Raw genomic sequence first — 18,645 nt, 5'->3', positions numbered from 1 at the left:
GCGCTGCTGCTCAGGATTTCCTGCGGTGCAGAAAGTGGTCGATCGATACCGCCGCGAGCAGGATGCATCCCTTGATCATGTCCTGCCAATAGACGGAAACGTCGAGCAGGATCAGCGAACTTGTGACGACCGAGAGCAGCGCCATGCCCAGTATGGCGCCGAAGATTGTGCCCGAGCCGCCATTGAGCGATGCTCCGCCAATCACCGCTGCGGCGATGATGTTGAGCTCCATGCCAGCGCCGAAGGTCGGGGTCGCAGCGCCAAAGCGTGACATATAGATGACGCCGGCAAAGCCTGCGAGAGTGGAGCAGAGGACCGTGACCCAGAATTTGATCTGCTTGGTCTTGATGCCCGAAAACTGGGCCGCCTTCTCGTTGCTGCCGGTATAGAAGACCTTGCGGAAGGCGGTGGCGCGCCGAAGTAGGAAGTCGAAGATGGCCACGACCACGACAAAGATGACGATGACATACGGCACGTTGCCGAAGCTGCCCTGGCCGATCGCCTTGAACTCTGGTGGCAGGCTGAACAGCGACAGCGGGGTTCCCTTGGTGATGACAAGGCAGAGACCGCGCACGATCACCATCGCCGCCAGCGATGTGATGAAGTGATTGAGCCCGATGACGGTTACGAAGAAGCCCATCGCCGCGCCGATCAGCGCGCTGGCGCCTATGCCGATGAGGCTCGCGGTCCACGGGTCCAATCCCATCAGGAAGAGAGCACCTGACACGACCATGGAGAAGCAGACCACCGATCCGACGGAAAGGTCGATGCCGCCGACAATGAGGAGTATCGTCATGCCGACCACGACGATGCCTTCAATGGAGAAGCTCATCAGCATGGCGCGGAAATTTCCCCAGGTCAGGAAATGCGGCGAGGCGAATGTCATCGCGATGCACAGCGCCAGCATGATTGCGATCAGCCCCGCCTCGCGCATTGACCCCAGACGCAGCCAGTTGCGCCCGCCAAGCCCGGGGGCGCTCGCCTTGATTTCAGCGTCCATGAGGGTTCCTCCGGTCTGTCTAAGCGACATTGTGAACCTGCCTTGCGTTTGATCGTTGCTGGCGGACACCCGAAGCCAGCAGCATGATCGCTTCTTCGGTCAATTCGTCCGCCTCCAGTTCGCCGACGAGGGCACCTTCGCGTATGACAAGCACCCGGTCGCTGAGCCCGATCAATTCCGGAAGCTCGGATGAAATCACGATGACGCCGACGCCCCGCTCGGCGAGATCGCGAAGCAGGCGATGAATTTCCACTTTGGCGCCGACATCGACCCCGCGTGTGGGCTCGTCCAGAATGACCACTTTGGGACCGACCGAAAGAAGCCTGGCGATGGCCACCTTCTGCTGATTGCCACCACTAAGTGTCGACACCTGTGTCTCGATGCCGCCCATGCGCACACCGTGGCGCTCGACCAGGTCGGTGGCTTGCTTTGCCTCGGCGCGGCGATCGAGCAGCCCAAGCGGTGTGGTCAGTTTCCGAAGGTCCAGCGCGGAAATGTTCGAGGCAACCGACAGGTCCAGGAACAGGCCAGACGCCTTGCGGTCCTCAGAGAGGTAGACCAGGCCCGCGCGCACCGCATCGCTGTAGGTCCTGATGCTGACCGGCTTGCCATTGAGTTCGACCGATCCCGACACCTTCAGGCGCAAGCCGCAAACGGTCTGGACCATCTCGCTGCGGCCAGCGCCAATCAACCCGCCGATGCCAAGAATTTCGCCTGCACGAAGCGTGAAGCTGACGCCGTCGGAACCCTCTCGATGGGAGAGATTCCCGATCGACAGCACAGGGCGGCCGGTGCGCCGTTCAGGCGAGAGCTTTTGCGGATAGAGCTGCGTGATTTCGCGCCCGACCATCTTGCGCACGACATCATTGGGAGTGACCGAAGCGATAGAATCGGTCGCAACATATCTGCCGTCACGAAACACCGTGACGCGGTCGCACAGGCTGAAGATCTCGGCCATGCGGTGGCTGATGTAGATGATTGAAATTCCGCGCGCCTTGAGATCGCGGACGATTGCAAAAAGGCGCTGCGCCTCGGTCTCGGTCAGGGCGGCCGTCGGCTCGTCGAGCATCAGCACCCGGCATTCGAGCGTCAACGCCTTGGCGATTTCCACGAGTTGCTGGTTGGAGATCGAAAGGTCGGCGACCGGCGTCTCGACCGGGATCGGCGCCAGCAGGTCCATTATCTTCTGCGCATCGGTGTAGAGCCGGCGAAAATTCATCAGCGGCGCGCGCCGATTGTTGATGGCCGCCATGAGGATGTTCTCGGCGACCGTGGCATCCTGGCAGAGCGCGATTTCCTGATGGACGAGGCCTATGCCAAGCCGCTGCGCGGCGGATGGCGATGCGATGGTGACGTCCTTGCCTTCGAGACGAATGGCGCCTTCGTCGGGCTGCACAATGCCGGCGATGATATTCATCAGCGTGGACTTGCCCGCGCCATTCTCGCCGCACAGCGCGTGAATTTCGCCTCGCTGCAGCGTGAAATCGACCCCGGTCAGCGCTTTGATGGCGCCGAAGGATTTCGAGATGTCGCGGATTTCAAGAATGGCGGCGGCAGTCACTCCGTCCCCCTGCAGCGTTGATATTGACGATGATGGCCCGGTCGACGAGGCGCGCGCGCCCCGTCCGGTTCGAGCATTTCCGAGAGAGCCCCCCCCGAAAGGCGGCGAGCCTTATTCCTCGATGCCCTTGGTGCCGCGCCGCGTGAGGTAGGCATCCCAATAGAAATCATCGGCGTTTTCCGCAGTGACGATGGAAAAGCCGTTGTCGACGAAAGGCACGCCCATGCCGTTGAATCCCGACCGCCGGGCGTCGTTCATCGGATCGATCAGCTCAGGATGCTTGGCCAGCCACAGCAGCATGAAGCCCATATAGCCCTGCATGCCCTGGTTCGGGTTGACCGAGCCGAAGATTTCACCGGCCTTGATCATGTCGAGGATCTTGGCGTTGACGTCGGCCAGCATAACCCGGATCTTGCCGCCGCCTTCCTTCGCGGCCTGCGCGGCGCCGATTGCCGAGTTGGCTTCCGGCATGAACACCGCGCCCAGTTCGGGATGCGCCTGGGCAAGGCTGAGCACGGCCTGATAGGCCTTCGTCGCATCCTGGTTCGACGCCGCGCGGCCGACGAGCTTCATATCCGGCCATTTGGCTTCCATGCGGGCGATGAAGGCGGCGATACGCTTGTCGTGATTATCCTGTCCGGGGTTTTCGAGGACCGCGTATTCGCCCTTGCCGTCCATCGCCTTGGCGACTGCATCGGCTGCATAGGTGCCTTCGGCGACGTTGTCGGAGGTGATGTAGGACACTCGTTTGGAGTTCGGCGAATCCGCGGCGAATGTGACTACTGCCGTTCCCTGGTCTATGGCCCGGTTGATTGGCTCGATGAAGGGATCGGAGTTCATCGGATGCACCAGGATGCCAGCCGGCTTTTGAGCCAGCGCCTGGTCGAATGTCGCTATCTGCTTGTTCACATCGTATTCGGGCGTTCCGGTGTATTCGGTCCCGCAACCGAACTGCTGTCCAGCCTGCTTGAACATCTCGTAGACCGGGAACCAATATTCGACGCCGGAAACCATGACGTTCATGACGTATTTTTCACCCGGCTCGCACTTGAACGGGTTAGCGGCCTGGGCCGCGGCGTGGCCTGCCCCCAACACTGTGGTCGCTGCTGCCGAAATGGCGAGCATGCTCAAAAATTTGCGCAAGAGTCCTCCCTCGGCCGAAGCCTGGTCAATTGGGCGGCCTGACACTTACGTGCCGCCGCTTGTGGTTGATGAGACCGAACCTCCTCCCGAGGCCCAGCAGCTGATCATTCGCAGGAGTTGGCTTGAGTGTCAATAAAATTCACATGCTGAAATATATTTCACACCCAGCCGACCGAAACCACTCGCTTCGCTATCTCAGCGGGCTGACTTCGTGCACAACGGCGCGGTTCACGAGCCAGTTGGTGAAGCGAAAAATATGAACGTGCGGGAGGGAGGCGGGCTTCGAGGCTGACGAACGCGGGGCGACGGGCTGAGCGCCCGGGATTTGGCTGGCTAACAGAGCAGTTAGGCGAAAACATTTGAGGGGGGTGGTCTGCGTGGGCAGCCGCTGCGCGTGGCAAACACACCAACCAAAAGGTCACCTTACGCTATCTCAAATTCCGTACTGCCGCCATCTATGGGTTCCACGAAACAGTCCGGCGGGCGTGAGTTGCAGGCTGCTTCGTACGCTTTCGTTCGAGCCGCGCCTCGCCCACTTCGAAAGCATCTCCACAATAGGCCGGAGACTTTCACCTTCTTCGCTGACGCGGCACTCCACCCGCGGTGGAACCTCGGCATAGACCCGTCCTGCTGACCAGTCCTGCCTCCTCCAAATCCCGGAGTTGCTCGGTGAGAAGCCGTATGCCGGGCACCCGGCGATGCAGCTCGTTGACGATTCCAAGCGGCGGGCGCGCCCGCCGCTTGGAGGTCTAATCTCGACCGTGCCGGCCGAACGCTGGTATCAACGGCCCCAGATCCCCTGGCCATAACCGGGCCCGGGAATATCGAAGATCGAATTTCCTGCCGAGGTCGGTGCGCTGTCGGCCGTGTTGACGCTCGCTGTGCCGCTGAGGTCGACTGCGTAGGCGTTGTCGGACACCATCGAATGGTGACCGGTGTTCGAAGAGCTGGAGCCATGGCTGTAGTCGGAGCCATAGTGGTCGCTGCCAGCAAAAGCCATGCCGGAGGCAAACAGGAAGGTGGCAGTGGTAAGAACGATCTTATGCATTTCAATTCTCCATCTTTTGAGGGTAGCATTTGGCCTCAACGCGCCGTGCCCCGCACCGCATCGATGAGCCGTCTTTCATGCCCTTTGGGCAAAAACCGACCAACCGCTATCCTTCTGGATTTGCGGCGGCAGGTTGTTCAGCGCACGGTTGTCTTACGTTCGTGCGCTGTTCGGAGGGCTGCTTGATAGCAGCCGAGATCGTCACCGTTCGGCGGCGTTCAACGCGGCCTGCACGAATGGCGGCTGTTCCCGATCAGCCGTCGCGTGGTGGGATTGACGTCTGCCCCTTGTCGATCATGGCGTTGTAAGAGCCGGCGAGCCGCTTCATGGGCCGGATGGTTTTGGTCAATAAGGCTCGCGCGGAGCCGGTCGGGGAAATCGTACGAAATAACTGGCTTATGCATTTTGAACCTCAGGTTTCGGAGCAAGACGCATCGACACCTCGACAAGACTAGATGTTCGTCCATGGCGCTGGATATTTGTATCTCGCCCGCTGAATCTGCCGCATCTGCGGTTCTTATTGTCATACACCGCTTTCGTTTCATGCGTTTTTCTGTAGTGCGGTGGGAGTGTTTCGTTTGTTTCAGCGGCACGCGCGACGGGGCGGGCCGCTCGTCGAAGATTCGACGAGAGTCTTCCTCGATGGCGCGACACCGGCTTCCGCATGCCACAGGCCTGTCCGCCTCGGCGCGACCCAAGGACGGACAGGCTCAGCCTCGGCTTACGGCCGGATGTTGTGGTTGACGCGGAAGAGGTTCGCCGGATCGTATTTGCGCTTGACCGCGACGAGCCGCTCATAGTTGGCGCCGTAGGCGGCGCGTACGCGCGCCTCGCCTTCATCATCCATCATGAAGTTGATATAGGCGCCACCATGCGGGTTGTGCTTGTGCACCGCGGCCCAATACTCGCTTGCCCAGCGCCTCAGCTCCGACGCCTTCGTCGGGTCGGGGTCGATGCCGGCGATAACCATGGACCAACGCGCTCGCCGCGCTCCCCAGGCGGTGGCGTCCGGAGCCACTTCCTGGACCGCTCCGTCGATCGGGTAGAGATGCATCAGCGACAGCTCGCTCGGGGTCTTCGAGCCGTGCTCGGCATGGGCAGCGATGGCCGCATCGGACAGCTCATCGACATAATCGCCCTTCCAGTACCACTGTAAGCCCTTCGGCAGCAGCGGATCAAATAACGCCTGCAGATCGACGAAGGGCATCTGCATCATACCGTCCATCAGAGGCTTGGGAAGCGCGTCGCGCACGGGCTGCATCGCCCGGATGCCGGCCTCCTCCGCGCCGTTGTAGCAACTGATCAGCGCGCAGACGCGCCGTCCCCAGATCTCGCGCGGGAAAGGGTCGCAGGAGGGCACCGTCTTGATGCCGAAGAACATCCCGAGCTCTCGCGGCGCTCCGGGCAGGAAGTCGCGGTACCAGCGCATGATCTCTGCGGCATGTGCGATGTCGAAGAAGATCGGCCCGGCATAGACATCCTTCGCTGGATGCGCCTGAAATGTGAAGCGCGTCACGACGCCGAAGTTGCCGCCGCCGCCGCGCAGCGCCCAGAACAGCTCCGGGTGTTCGTCCTCACTTGCCGTCACGACGCTGCCGTCGGCCAGCACGACCTCGGCCGCAAGCAGATTGTCGATGGTGAGGCCGTGTTTGCGCGTTAGATGGCCGGTGCCGCCGCCCAGCGTCAGTCCGGCGATGCCTGTGGTCGAGACGAGGCCAGCCGGCACCGCCAGCCCATGAGCGCTGGTGGCGCGGTCGACATCACCTTGGGTGCAGCCGGCCTCGACGCGGACCGTGCTGGTCCTGGGATCGATATCGACCCGTTTCATCGGCGACATGTCGATGACCATGCCGCCGTCGCAACTGCCGAAGCCTGGACCGTTGTGGCCGCCGCCGCGAACGGCAAGAAGCAAATGCTTCTCTCGGGCATGATTGACTGCCGCGACGACGTTGGCGACCTCGGCGCAGGGGACGATCCAGCGCGGCCGCTTGTCGATCATAGCGTTGTAGAGCCTGCGAGCTTCTTCATAGGCCGGATGGTTTTGGTCAATAAGGCTCGCGAGGAGCCGGTCGGGGAAATCGTACGAAGTAACTGGCTTATCCATATTGAACCCTCAGGTTTCAGAGCAAGACGCGTCGGCAATCGCCAAGACTAGATTGTTCGTCCTGAGCGCTGGACACTTGCGTTTCGCCGGTTGAATTTGCCGCATCTGCGGCTCTTCTTGTCATACACCGCCTTCGTTTCAGACGTTTTTCTGTGGTGCGGTGGGAGTGTTTCGTTTGTTTCAGCGCGCGCCCCACGGATGACAGGCGGCATTTTGTGGCTGGTTATGGTCCGAGTCGTTTGCTCGATCCGTGATGTCGGTCGTGCAACCTAGGCCATTCGTGTTTCGGCCGTTTTTCCGGAGGATCGGATAGAGTTTCGTTTTCACGTCAGCGCTGGCGATGACTCCCACGAGCCGAAACAGTTGAAACAAATCACGCAGCGTCTGAATGTATGCTGAAACAAAGAGGGTCTAGTATCCGCCCTCGGGAGATGACGTGAACAAAGGGAACGACCATGCGGCCTGATCATCCGGTGCCATCCACACACACAGGCTATGCCCTTTTTGACGCCAATCATGTTCTCGTCGACAGCAATCCGGAGATATTCGGAAGCCAGCGGCTCGACCGCGGCGAGATGCGGCCGATGGACGCCATTGCCGCAGTCGCCGAAGCCCTCGCATATCTGAAAAGTTTCGACGGCCGCCCCATCGAGCCCGGCAACGCGTTCGTTGAAAGCGCCGCGGCGCGATGGACGCAAATCGACGACGCTCCAGTTGAAGCGGAGACTTTGGATGGGCGGTGGAAGTTACTCACGGCACATCCTCGGCCGAATGGTGGCATGGCCCTGGTAAGCGTCGACATTACCGACATGAAGCGAGCGCAGATCGCGCACCTGGAAAACGCGGAGATATTCCGCTGCATCACGGACAGTCACCCGCTGCCCGTTTGGGTGGTGGACGCGGGAAGCGGGCAAATCGTCTACGAAAGCCTCGATGCGTCGAACCTGCTTGGCCGAAAATGGACCCCGAACGAGCCGCAATTCCTGACGGATCATTTCGTGAATACTGGCGAATTCGATGAAATCAGTTCTCTCGCCAGCAACAGCGACATCGTGCGGGATCGCGAAATCCAGCTTAGAAACACAAGCGGATCGACCGTATGGTGCTCGACCAACTGCCGCCGCGGCGTTTATGGCGGGCGCTCCTCGCTCATCATCGGGGTATTGGACATCACGGAACGGAAGCAGCGCGAGGATCTGTTCGGTTTCCTGATCAAGCATCATCCGTTGCCGGTATGGATGAACGATGCAAGTTCGGGGGAACTCATCTACCAGAGCAATGCTGCCGAACGGCTGCTTGGATGGAGCAAAAAGGCGCAACGCGAGACGGTGCGGCTCGGCGACTACTTTGTCGACCCCGAGAAACACCGGGAAATCAATCGAGAGCTCATGCAAAAGGGCGTCGTCGAAAATTGCGAAGTGCTTCTTAAAAGACCCGACGGCCAGGAGTTCTGGGCCACGGGCAATCTCAGGATCGTCGAGTTCCAGGGCCGGCAAGTGGTTCTCGCCGGCATCGCCGATGTGACCAAGCAGAAGAAGCGTGACGGCGAAGTCGCTGCGGCGCGGGAGATGCTCGCAGACGCCGTTGAATCACTCTCCGAGGGGTTCGCACTGTACGACGAAGATCACCGCCTGGTCATGTGCAACAGTCTTTACCGCGAGCTGAACCACCCAGTGCGGGATCTCGTTGAACCGGGGGTGGAATGGAACGAGCTCCTTCGCGAATCCGCCAGGCGCGGCGTGTACCGCAACGCGGTTGGACGCGAGGACGAGTGGCTCGGCGAGCGGATCCAAAACCGGATCGAGTTCCACTCCCATTTCGAGGTCCCCCTCTCCGACGGCAAATGGCACTCGGTATCGATACATCCCACCGATCTTGGCGGCTTCGTCGTAACGCGCGCCGACATCAGCGGGCGCAAGAAGGCTGAGGCTGCCGAGCGCGACGCCACGGCTCTGCTGCAACAGGTGCTCGATGCCTGCCCTTCGCCGATACACATGACCACGTTCGAAGGAGAAACGCTCTACCGCAATCCTGCTACCAGAGATCTCTACGCCGATCGCCCTCGAATAACCGACCACTATGTCGATCCAGACTATAGCGCAATATTGGAGCGCACCCTGATCGAAAAGGGCAGGATCGATGATTTTCGGGTCCAGCAGTACGACACGGAAAACAAGGCCTTCTGGGCCTCGATTTCCGCTCGCCTGATCGATTTCCAGGGAAGGCAAGTGATCGTGTCGAACACGACTGATATCACCGACATGATCGCCGCCCAGCAAGAAACGCGCAAGGCAAACGAGCGGCTGATCGACGCGATCGAATCTCTGGCCGAAGGGTTTGCCCTCTACGACAAGAACGATTGCTTGGTGCTGGCCAACAGCAGGTACCGCCAGATGCATGCGATAAGCGCGGATGTGCTCGTTCCCGGGGTGAACTGGTTCGAGTTCCTCCGCGTGACCGCGGAGCGCAACCAGTTTTCGGTTCCACGGGACAAGATCGACGACTGGCTTGCCGAGAGGGCAAGGGACCGCCGCGAGTTCCGGCAACAGGAATTCCGTCATACGGACGGCGGTTGGTTTTTCGTCTCGAACTGTCCAACCCGCGAAGGCGGGTTCGTGGTCACCCGTGTCGACATTACAGAGCGCAAGCGGGCCGAGGAGGCCGCTAAGGAAGCGGATGAAATGGTCCGCAAAGTCCTCGAAGCCTGCCCCGTCAACATCCAGATGACCCGCGCGCATGACGGGAAGCTGCTCTACCGCAGTCCCGCCACCGTTGAGCTGCTCGGCAACGTGACCAGCGCCATCGACTACTATGTCGATCCTTCAGAACGGATGCGATACGTTGAGCGGCTGCTCGCGACGGGGTTGGTCGACGATTTCGAAACCCAGCTCAAACGCAAGGACGGTAGGATCTGCTGGTGCTCGATTTCGTCTCGACTGATCGATTACCATGGTGAGAAGGTGATCGTTTCCCACGCCTACGATCTCACCGACCGAATCGAAATGCAGCAGGAATTGGAGCGCCAGCGCGAGACGCTGCACCAGAACGAAAAAATGTCGGCGCTCGGCGGATTGCTGGCGGGGGTCGCGCATGAGCTCAATAATCCGCTCTCGGTGGTGCTTGGCCTGTCATCGCTGTTGAAGGAGACCGCTACCGACGCCAAGGTCGTGGAACGCGCCGACAAGATGAGCAAGGCAGCCGAACGCTGCGCCAGGATCGTCAAGACTTTCCTGGCTATGGCCAGACAGCAGCCGACGCGAACCTCAAACGTTGCAATCGATGACATTATTTCCGAAGCGGTGGAAGTGGCGAGCTATTCGATTCGATCGTCGGACATTGGGCTTTCAGTTCATCTTGAACCTGGCCTTCCCCCGATCTGGGCGGATCCCGATCAGCTTGGCCAGGTGCTGATCAATTTGCTTGTCAATGCAGAACAGGCGCTGCACGGCTGGGAAGGGCGACGGACAATCACGGTTTCAACGCGGCTTCATCCCACGACCGGCAACATAGTCGTCAGCGTTGCCGACACGGGTCCGGGGATACCCAAAGAGATACTTCCCCGCATTTTCGAGCCGTTCTTCACGACCAAAGAGATTGGGGCAGGGACTGGGATCGGGCTGTCCTTCTGTCATCGGATCGTTCAATCCCATGGAGGAACCATCGAGGTCGAATCCCCCGAGGGGGGTGGCTCGACCTTCATACTTTCCCTGCCTGCTTCGGGCCGTATCGAGGAACGAGCCGAAACGGCCGAAGACGAGCTCCCGAATTCAACTGGTATTGCTTGTCTGGTGGTGGACGACGAAGAGGAAGTGGGTGAGCTGGTTGCTGAGGTGCTCAGGCGAGATGGTTTCAAGGTCACCATTGCCAGATCCGGCGAAGAAGCGCTGCTGCACCTCCAGAACCGCACTTTCGCGCTCATCCTGAGCGATCTGAAAATGCCTGATATGGATGGACGGGGATTGTTCAACCAGATTGCCAAGCTTCATCCGGCCGAGCTCGACAGGTTAGCCTTCTTGACGGGGGACACGATCAGCCCGGACGCGCAGATGTTCCTGCGCGCCGCGAAACGGCCCTATCTCGAGAAACCGATCAAACCTAACGAGCTCCGTTCGTTTGTCGCGAATCTGGTCAACAACAATACTTGACAGATCAGTGGATTTGCACGTCACTTCAGGGGCAGCTTATCCATTAGGCTAGTTGCTCGGTGGTCGATTTTGACGACGCACGCACATATAGTTGTCTGCGATGACGAACCGGATATCCGCGACACGGTGGCGGAGTATCTGGAGCATCATGGCTATGCCGTGACGACGGCCAACGCGGGGCCTGCCCTGCGTGAACTTATTAATCGCCAGCACGTCGATGTGGTCATATTGGATATCCGAATGCCAGGCGAGGATGGCCTCTCCCTGGCGCGATATCTACGAGAGCACTCAGACGTTGCCATTATCATGCTGACCGGATCGACGGAAATCGTCGACCGCGTTGTCGGATTGGAGATTGGCGCCGACGACTATGTCGCGAAGCCCGTGGACTTGCGGGAGCTGCTGGCGCGGGTAAAGGCCGTGCTGCGCAGGACGTCGGCGAGCGAACGAGCTGCGGAGAAAGCGAGTACTCCGGACCCTCTCCAGATCCAGTTCGGCAAGTGCCGCTTCGACGCGGACGAACACAAATTATACAACGCCGAGGGGGCCGAAATTGCGATCACCGCGATGGAGTTCCGGCTTCTGAAAGTATTCAGCGAACATCGCGGACGAGTGCTCAACCGCGATCAACTGCTCGAACTCGCCCATGACCGCGGATGGGATCCCTTCGATCGTAGTATCGACATTCGCGTTTCGCGCCTGCGGAAGAAAATCGAGGTCGATCCCTCCAAGCCGGAGGTGATCAGGACGATCCGCGGCATGGGTTACCTCTACTCCTGAGAGCGCCGCACGGTGGACCAGCGCCTCATCCCTTGCGGTTGAGGTATTGCGACCTTGTGATCCAGGCGAATGGCCCCGCTCGAACTTCTGAGTTTCGGGAATGCAGCTGCGTTGCCCTGGGCTTCCACTCTCACCTGTGGGCGCTGAGGGGCGTGTTGGCCAAGCCGGCCTTCTCGACACCTGGATTGTGTGCCGCAGCCGTCAGGCTGCACCTTGAGCGCGGGTCAGAGACGTTCGATGCCGAGAAAATCCGGCGCTCCCACCCACGCGGCCTTGAAGCGCGCATCCATCTCTTCGGCGTCCGCTGTCCTGCCGGTCCGGCGGAACACCTGGCGCAGGCCCCACAACGCCCAGGCGTTGTTCGGCGTCTGCTCCAGGACGTGCTCGAAGGCTGCCGCCGCCGCCTCGTGCTCGCCCATGGCAATGTTGACCGCGCCGAGGGTCTGTCGGACCGGATAATACCAGTACGCCGGTTCCATATAGGCAAGCCCGTCCTCGATCGCGACCGCTGCCTCAAGCTTATTGCGCGCTTCCCGCAGGTTGCCCTGGTGCTGGGCAATGCGAGCCTCCACGATCAGCGCGCTCAATTCCAGCAGGTCCGGCGCCGGAAGTCCTCCCGCCGTCTCCGTGGAAAAATCGGTGTCGGCAGCGAGCTTGCGGATTGCGGCGGTCTCGGCGCGCGCCGCCTCGCTCGCACCCTTTGCGGCGAAGGCGACGCCCCGCGCATATCGCCAGGTTGCCTCGACGTAAGGCAGGGCGTTTGCCGGCAGCGGCAGCGCGAGTATGACCTCGGGACCGCTGTACTGGGCGTGCGCGAAATAGGGAGCCGCCTTGATCGGCTGCAGCCCGGCCACCTTTCTGGCCATGGTGTCGGAGACAAGGGATTCGAGCTTTTTGGCCGCCTCGGCGATTGCCTCGACGTCGCCCGCCATCTGTGCGGAAGTCATCAGGAAATGCAGGTTGTGCGGATAATAGCCGTCCGTGTAGACACCGGGCGTGCTCTCCGGCGCTATGCCGACGCGCTCGAAATAGGCCTCGTCCGCTGCCACCGCCTCGCGGTTGATTTCCAGGCTGTCGATCCACCGGCCGACCTGGTGATAGATGTGCGCTGGCATGTGCACGATGTGTCCGGCGCCTGGCATGAGGGCGGCAAGCCGGTCGGCATGGGCTTCGGCCCTTTCCGGCGTCGTGGACGCTTCGACGGCATGGATATAGAGATGGATCGCGCCGGCATGATCCGAATTGCGCGCCAGCACCCGCTCCAACGAAGCCACAAGCTTGGCCGTGTCCGGCTTTGGCGTTGCTCCGCCGTCAAGCCAGTAGTCCCAGGGCGTCAGGTTCATAATCGCGTCAGCGTAGAGCGTGGCGATTTCGTCGTCCTGCGGATGGCGGTCTGCCAGTTCCGCCATCGCCGCGGCATAGGCCTGGTTCAGGGCGCCCTGGTCGGCCGAAGTATCGGCGCTGTAGCGCTTGGAGAGCGCGGCGATGAGGTCCTTTTCCCGGCTGGTGGCAAGGTGCGCTAGCTTGCGCGCCTGCGCGACGGCTTCGGCGGCGTTCGCGGCCGCCTCCTGGCCCATGCCGGCGTTGATGTTGGGGCCGAGCACGTAGGCCTCGCCCCAGAAACACATGGCGCAGGTCGGGTCCAGCTTCTGCGCGGCCCTGAAAGCGCGTTGCGCTTCGGCGTGGTTGAATGCCCACGCCCAGCGCAGACCCTGATTGAAATAGGCCTGCGCCAGCGGGTTGGCGGTGGTGACAGGGTAGGAATGACTGCCGAGGTTTTCGAACAGCGGGACGCTTGTCGAATCCTCTCCAACCGCCGCCTTGGCCTGGCGATGCGGAACGCCCGTTTCATGGGCATTGGCGGCGGGCGCCGCCAGAAGGGCGGCCGCGCTCGCACAGGCCAGCAGCGGGAGCCTAAATGAAAGCTTCATGGTTCAGCCCGCCTTGTCTTCTTGGCCGCGCTTCAAGCCGCGGACCACCAAACCAATTTCGGACCGGCTGATCCCGATGTCCCTCAAGAAGGCATCGTCCATTGCCGCCAGAGTCCGTTCCGCCATACGGTGAACCCGGTAGTCCCGGAAAGAGCGGTAAGCTGCTCGCATTATCGACATTGCAACACTCCATTGATTGGCGCCGCGGGATGCAGCGGTTGCCATTGCATTTAAACCATCCCTGTTTCAGGCGTTTTTCCGCGCCGAACGCGAAGTGTTTCGTTTGTTTCAGCGCCGGGGAGCGCTCCCGCGCGGTGTGAATTCCGAGCTGCCGGAGTCGCGCGGGAAACCGCCTTCTTTCTTAGCGCTCGATAGTGAAACCGGCGTCCGCGATCAGCCACGTTGGCTCGCGCGTCAGATGGCGGCACCGGGAGCCAGCCCCTCAGTCCGACAAGATGCCTTTGCAGAGTGCTCGGGGAGCGGAGTCTCACACCTGCCGCCCGCCGAGCTTCAGGACGTGGCAGAATTCAGCCAGCGCGCCCTTTGGGTGGGATGCTAGAAGGCGAGTGGATGACGACTACGGTCTCGGCCATAGCGTCACCCAAAACGTCTAAGGCAGGTTGAAGCTGGAGGAGGCATCGCCGGCGCCCTGCCCTTTGAAGTCGATGATTTGCCTTTCCAGGCGATCCGCCGAAACTTCTGCTACGGCAAAATTCTGCGAATTAGCTCCGTGCTGTTCAGGCCCGGAACGGCCCCAGAGATAAGGCAGCCCGCCTACCGATCTAATCGCCGATTATCTGCTGCCTTCCGAAACGGCAACAATGCGCCAATTCTGGATCTTCCCCAGTGATGCTGCGAAGTTAGCGTGCATTTCGTTGGGCAGCGCAGATGGTTGCACGGCAAGGAGCCTAGCGTCCGGGTTTTGCGCCGTACACGTCGTCAGCGAACCCTGTAGAACGGATTCGGCAGCAGGAACAGCTTCTCGGCGTGTCCCCCGAACAGGTCGGATGGCTGGTCACCGACATTGGCAATGATCGTGTAGCCGGCCTTTTCGATTTCGGCTCTTACGGGTGCCTTGAAATCAGCGGCGGAACCATATTTGGCGCCCGGCTGGACCATATAAAGTTGCTCATAGCCGGCATAGCCCGCCGATTGCAGGTTCTGTTCGGTCGCCTGACGCTGGTCCTCCGGACGTCCGGTGATGAAGAATACTGCGACTTTCGCCGTTCGCGCCTGCCGGAAGACCTGCAGCACAGGGTCGATGGCCGGATCCTTCGCGAGTTGGTCCCAGGCGGCCCAGCCACAGGGACCGTCGATTGCGATGTCGCAGGCGCCGCCGATCGGGCGGCCGAAATTGTCACGTATGATCACTTCCCAGTTGGCCAAAGCCGTCTCGTCGATATCGAGCACCAGTGCGGGGCGAGGCACCTCCATTGCGCGCTTGACGACCCAATCGCCAGCCTGCTTCGCCACGGCGGCAAGGTCGCGATCATATGCGCCGGAATCATGATAAGCGGCGGCCGCCAGCATCGCGTCGCCGACATTGGCTGGCTGAGACGGGCTCGTGAGAAGGAGTGAGCCGTCGGCACGCGCCGACCCAGGCACATTTGTGCCAGTCATCAGCAGGATTGCCCCGACGGCCGCACCACGCGCAATTCTATTCCAACCAATCGTCTGCATCACGAGACCTTGCGGTCGCGAGAGTGCTCTGTCAAGCGAGGCAAACCACAGGTCCTCGAAACTGAGCGATGTCGGCAAGTGCCCCAATAGCGGTTTTTCGGGGTGCTTGAGGTGAACGCTAGAAGTTGACCTCGCGAGAACTACACCAACGCTCTTGAAGACAGGTTCGGGGTACCGACGGCGAGATGGTTAGACCCCTCCGAAGAGGTGCTCGCAATGGATGCTCCGGACTGGTGGGCGCACCGGAGAAGGTTGGATAGCGCGATATTCCGCGAAATGACTGCCCAATCACCGCCGATTGCCGTTCAGCCGGCGCACCGAGCCGTCAAGGACGCGATCATCCGCATGGCGAGGGTTCGCAGCTTTGGCGCGCGTTGCCGTTCAGCGGGCACCGCGGTGGAAGGACCGCGGTGCCGTAGTCTGTACCCGCACACCTAGCAGTTCGCCCCAGTCTGCGGATCGCACGCTTTGTTTTCTTGCTTCTGTGGTTTGGGCTTGGCCGCCTGCTCAGGCTCGGCCTGCTGCTGCTCAGCGGCGGGCTGCTCCTCGGCCTTCGGCTTCTCAGGCTTGGCCGCCTGTTCCGGCTCGGCCTGCTGCTCGGCAGCGGGCTGCTCCTTGGCCTTCGGCTTCTCAGGCTTGGCCGCCTGTTCCGGCTCGGCCTGCTGCTCGGCAGCGGGCTGCTCCTTGGCCTTCCGCTTCTCAGGTTTGGCCGCCTGCTCGGGCTCGGCCTGCTGCTCGGCGGCGGGCTGCTCCTTGGCCTTCGGCTTCTCAGGCTTGGCAGCCTGTTCCGGCTCGGCCTGCTGCTCGGCGGCGGGCTGCTCCTTGGCCTTCGGCTTCTCAGGTTTGGCCGCCTGGTCCGGTTCGGCCTGCTGCTGCTCGGCGGCGGGCTGCTCCTTGACCTTCGGCTTCTCAGGTTTGGCGGTCTCTTCCGGCTCGGCCTGCTTCTGCTCGGCGGCGGGTTGCTCCTCTGTCGTCGACTTCTCAGGCTTGGCCGCCTGGTCCGGTTCGGCCTGCTGCTGCTCGGCGGCCGGTTGCTCCTCGCTCGTCGGCTTCTCAGGCTTGGCGGTCTCTTCCGGCTCAACCTGTTCGTCGGTCGCCGGCGCCTGTTCGGTCGTTGCTGCGCCTTCGGTCGGCTTCGATTTCCGGCCTGCCTGAACCTGCTTCACCTCCTCGATGTCTTTGAGCTCAGCTGGTTTGGCATCTGCATCGGCTTTCACTTCACCTTCAAAGACTGTGACCGTATTGTTTTCCAATTTTCCGGCCTGCTCGGGCGTCTCGGTCTCGCTGACCTCGACGACAGTCACCTGCTGGTTCGTCTCCTTCTCGATCACATTGACATCAATGACTTTGTTGATCACCACGTTGTTCTGGATCGTCACATCGCCGGCCGGCTCGGCCGCTTCGACAATGCGCACAAACTCCGGCTCGTCACGGATAACGACGACAGAAATGTCCTCAGCAAGGAATTCGCGGGTGGGGACCACGACCCAGTAAAAATCCGGCGTGGCGTCGAAGGTCACCTCGATCGAAATCAAATCGGGATCGCGGCGCGGCGGCAGTGGAGCCCAGATGATGTGCTCCCTTTCGCGGCGCCAGCTCACCCATGCTGGCGCCCAACGAGTGCCGGGAACCCAATACCAGCCGATGTCGTCGGCATAGCCCCACCGGCCGTAATGGTAAGTCGCCCAGCCGAACGGCTCGTCGGACACCCAGAGCCAGCCATACTGCTCGGTATAGACCCAGTGTCCAAGAGTATACGGACGCCAGTCGTCAGCTACAGCAACTGGGACGAAAACGGTCGCTCCCTCGTAGGAAACCCAATCACCGTGGGAAGACAGGTCATCGTAGAATGTGCTGATCGAAATGGAAACGTCGGTGGCGGCCCTCGCCTCGGACACAAGCGACAATGGCGCAACCGGGGTGGGAATCTCGACTACCGTAAGCAAACAGGCGGTCACCCCGCCCAGCATCAGTCGTATCGCATTTTGTGCAAGGACGCGTTTCATTATGGTCTTCCTCCGAAACAGATCGCCCTTCCTCTTGGAAACTCGCCGGCTGTCGGATTGTTCCACTTGCTAATGTTGCCCGCATCTGCACACACCGGCTTGGCATCACATGATGGTATGCCACCCTTATCAGCGCAAACGGCACACATCGCGCATTGCTGCCTTGCAGCCTCGGGCCGAAATTGGTTCTTCCTGAAAGGAAAAACTGCCCAGCAACTACCTCACCCGAGGGTCATATATATTCGCGGACAAACATGCCCGCGCTGTGAAGAGCGCGCCAACCGGCACTCAATCCTGCATTCCAAACCGGCCAGGCGTGAATCATATGCGGCCAAACTTCGAGACGTACTTTGACGTCAGCCGCGCCAGCGGCTTCCGCGAGCCGAGTTGCGTCCGACAACAGCGTCTCGGCCGAACCGACTTGTACCAGCATTGGGGGAAATCCGCTCAGATCGGCGAACAACGGCGAGATCAGGGGATCGCGCCGACTGACGCCAAGGGGAACATAGGCGGTTGCCAGTTCCTCCAAATACGCCCGGTGGACGATAGGGTCGATCGCGTCCTTAGTTGATAGTGTCGCGCCGGACATCGAAAGGTCCGTCCAGGGGGAAACCAGCCAAAGGCATCGCGGCAACCGCTCCCCTGCCGCGCACAATATACTGACCAGGCACAGGGTGAGATTGCCGCCCGCACTGTCTCCGCCAACCACGATGCGATCCGGCGCGATCCCTTGCCGGCTCAGAAAGCGCCATGCGGTGAGTGCGTCTTCATGTTGCGCAGGGAAAGGATGTTCCGGTGCGCGTCGATAGTCGATCGCGAGGGTGCGCATTCTCATTGTTCGCCCTGCCTCGGTCACCATTCGACGATGACTTTTGACAGAGCCGGAGCAGTAGCCACCACCGTGGAAAAAGAGCAGAACCTTATCCCTGTCACTCTCAGGCGCCAGCGACCACTCGCCCTCGAGGCCATCGAAAACCGCATTCTCGCATCGGATGTCGTCCGCAATCGGCCACGCCGAACCAACCTCGTCGAGCCGTGCCCGGCGTTCGGCCCAGCCCACCGGTCGTGGCTTTGACGTCAACAAGCTGCGGACGGCGTTGATCTCCGTCAGATCGAGGTGTTCGTCCACATCGCTCATTTTGCTTCCCTAGGATAGCCTGAGCTTCCGTTTCGGCCTCGCGCTTCAGCGCTGCCTCGTGCGTTTCTTTGATATAGGATACCGAGGGACGTGCCTTTCAACCACCATC

Annotated in this window: 12 protein-coding genes and 2 pseudogenes; 2 read left to right on the top strand and 12 right to left on the bottom strand. The window is 60.9% G+C overall.

Annotation, left to right across the window (positions count from 1 at the left end):
• Positions 1-10: 10 nt before the first annotated feature.
• From NKH12_RS09265 to NKH12_RS30575, 7 genes and pseudogenes are all read right to left on the bottom strand, one after another.
• Positions 11-1,000 (bottom strand): ABC transporter permease, encoded by a 990-nt coding sequence (locus tag NKH12_RS09265; protein WP_352952826.1) that lies wholly within the window; start codon positions 998-1,000, stop codon positions 11-13.
• A gap of 19 nt (positions 1,001-1,019) precedes the next feature.
• The gene (locus tag NKH12_RS09260; RefSeq protein WP_352952825.1) at positions 1,020-2,561 is read right to left on the bottom strand and encodes a sugar ABC transporter ATP-binding protein; all 1,542 of its coding nucleotides are present in this window, start codon (positions 2,559-2,561) and stop codon (positions 1,020-1,022) included.
• Between the two features lie 111 nt (positions 2,562-2,672).
• Positions 2,673-3,704 carry a substrate-binding domain-containing protein gene (locus NKH12_RS09255; protein WP_352952824.1) on the bottom strand — a complete coding sequence of 344 codons (1,032 nt, stop codon included), beginning with the start codon at positions 3,702-3,704 and terminating at the stop codon, positions 2,673-2,675.
• A 433-nt stretch (positions 3,705-4,137) separates the two neighbouring features.
• Positions 4,138-4,411: pseudogene (locus tag NKH12_RS30585) on the bottom strand (winged helix-turn-helix transcriptional regulator); the annotation flags it as partial.
• A gap of 74 nt (positions 4,412-4,485) precedes the next feature.
• Complete coding sequence (locus tag NKH12_RS09245; RefSeq protein ID WP_352952823.1) at positions 4,486-4,752, bottom strand: hypothetical protein; 267 nt, start codon at positions 4,750-4,752, stop codon at positions 4,486-4,488.
• 721 nt (positions 4,753-5,473) lie between these two features.
• Positions 5,474-5,722 (bottom strand): BBE domain-containing protein, encoded by a 249-nt coding sequence (locus NKH12_RS30580; protein WP_502910771.1) that lies wholly within the window; start codon positions 5,720-5,722, stop codon positions 5,474-5,476.
• A 621-nt stretch (positions 5,723-6,343) separates the two neighbouring features.
• Positions 6,344-6,751: pseudogene (locus NKH12_RS30575) on the bottom strand (FAD-binding oxidoreductase); the annotation flags it as partial.
• Positions 6,752-7,311: 560 nt separating this feature from the next.
• Here NKH12_RS30575 and NKH12_RS09235 point away from each other — a divergent pair.
• Together NKH12_RS09235 and NKH12_RS09230 are read left to right on the top strand one after the other, a co-directional pair.
• Complete coding sequence (locus NKH12_RS09235; RefSeq protein ID WP_352952821.1) at positions 7,312-11,001, top strand: PAS-domain containing protein; 3,690 nt, start codon at positions 7,312-7,314, stop codon at positions 10,999-11,001.
• Positions 11,002-11,070: 69 nt separating this feature from the next.
• Complete coding sequence (locus tag NKH12_RS09230; protein WP_352952820.1) at positions 11,071-11,781, top strand: response regulator; 711 nt, start codon at positions 11,071-11,073, stop codon at positions 11,779-11,781.
• Between the two features lie 224 nt (positions 11,782-12,005).
• Here NKH12_RS09230 and NKH12_RS09225 read toward each other — a convergent pair whose 3' ends face one another.
• The 5 genes from NKH12_RS09225 to NKH12_RS09205 form a co-directional block, all read right to left on the bottom strand.
• Entirely contained in the window at positions 12,006-13,712 is a 1,707-nt protein-coding gene (locus NKH12_RS09225; protein ID WP_352952819.1) for a tetratricopeptide repeat protein, read from the bottom strand.
• 3 nt (positions 13,713-13,715) lie between these two features.
• On the bottom strand, positions 13,716-13,883 hold the full coding sequence (locus tag NKH12_RS09220; protein WP_280951078.1) for a YjiS-like domain-containing protein: 168 nt from the start codon (positions 13,881-13,883) through the stop codon (positions 13,716-13,718).
• A 768-nt stretch (positions 13,884-14,651) separates the two neighbouring features.
• Positions 14,652-15,332 carry an HAD family acid phosphatase gene (locus NKH12_RS09215; protein WP_352952818.1) on the bottom strand — a complete coding sequence of 227 codons (681 nt, stop codon included), beginning with the start codon at positions 15,330-15,332 and terminating at the stop codon, positions 14,652-14,654.
• A gap of 494 nt (positions 15,333-15,826) precedes the next feature.
• Entirely contained in the window at positions 15,827-17,398 is a 1,572-nt protein-coding gene (locus tag NKH12_RS09210) for a DUF6600 domain-containing protein (RefSeq protein WP_352952817.1), read from the bottom strand.
• A 232-nt stretch (positions 17,399-17,630) separates the two neighbouring features.
• Positions 17,631-18,536, bottom strand: coding sequence for an alpha/beta hydrolase (locus NKH12_RS09205; protein ID WP_352952816.1), 906 nt, complete (start codon positions 18,534-18,536; stop codon positions 17,631-17,633).
• Positions 18,537-18,645: the final 109 nt, after the last annotated feature.

This window comes from Mesorhizobium sp. M1322 (assembly GCF_040318085.1).
Classification (GTDB): Bacteria; Pseudomonadota; Alphaproteobacteria; order Rhizobiales; family Rhizobiaceae; genus Mesorhizobium.
Note: the sequence above shows the minus strand (reverse complement) of the source record. Positions and strands in the feature narration are given on the sequence as shown.

What these genes read in the sequence shown, in the direction of transcription:
- NKH12_RS09265 (WP_352952826.1), bottom strand. Translation starts at nt 1,000, where the DNA reads ATGGACGCTGAAATCAAGGCGAGCGCCCCCGGGCTTGGCGGGCGCAAC.
- NKH12_RS09245 (WP_352952823.1), bottom strand. Translation starts at nt 4,752, where the DNA reads ATGCATAAGATCGTTCTTACCACTGCCACCTTCCTGTTTGCCTCCGGC.
- NKH12_RS30580 (WP_502910771.1), bottom strand. Translation starts at nt 5,722, where the DNA reads ATGGTTATCGCCGGCATCGACCCCGACCCGACGAAGGCGTCGGAGCTG.
- NKH12_RS09235 (WP_352952821.1), top strand. Translation starts at nt 7,312, where the DNA reads ATGCGGCCTGATCATCCGGTGCCATCCACACACACAGGCTATGCCCTT.
- NKH12_RS09225 (WP_352952819.1), bottom strand. Translation starts at nt 13,712, where the DNA reads ATGAAGCTTTCATTTAGGCTCCCGCTGCTGGCCTGTGCGAGCGCGGCC.
- NKH12_RS09220 (WP_280951078.1), bottom strand. Translation starts at nt 13,883, where the DNA reads ATGCGAGCAGCTTACCGCTCTTTCCGGGACTACCGGGTTCACCGTATG.
- NKH12_RS09215 (WP_352952818.1), bottom strand. Translation starts at nt 15,332, where the DNA reads ATGACTGGCACAAATGTGCCTGGGTCGGCGCGTGCCGACGGCTCACTC.
- NKH12_RS09210 (WP_352952817.1), bottom strand. Translation starts at nt 17,398, where the DNA reads ATGAAACGCGTCCTTGCACAAAATGCGATACGACTGATGCTGGGCGGG.
- NKH12_RS09205 (WP_352952816.1), bottom strand. Translation starts at nt 18,536, where the DNA reads ATGAGCGATGTGGACGAACACCTCGATCTGACGGAGATCAACGCCGTC.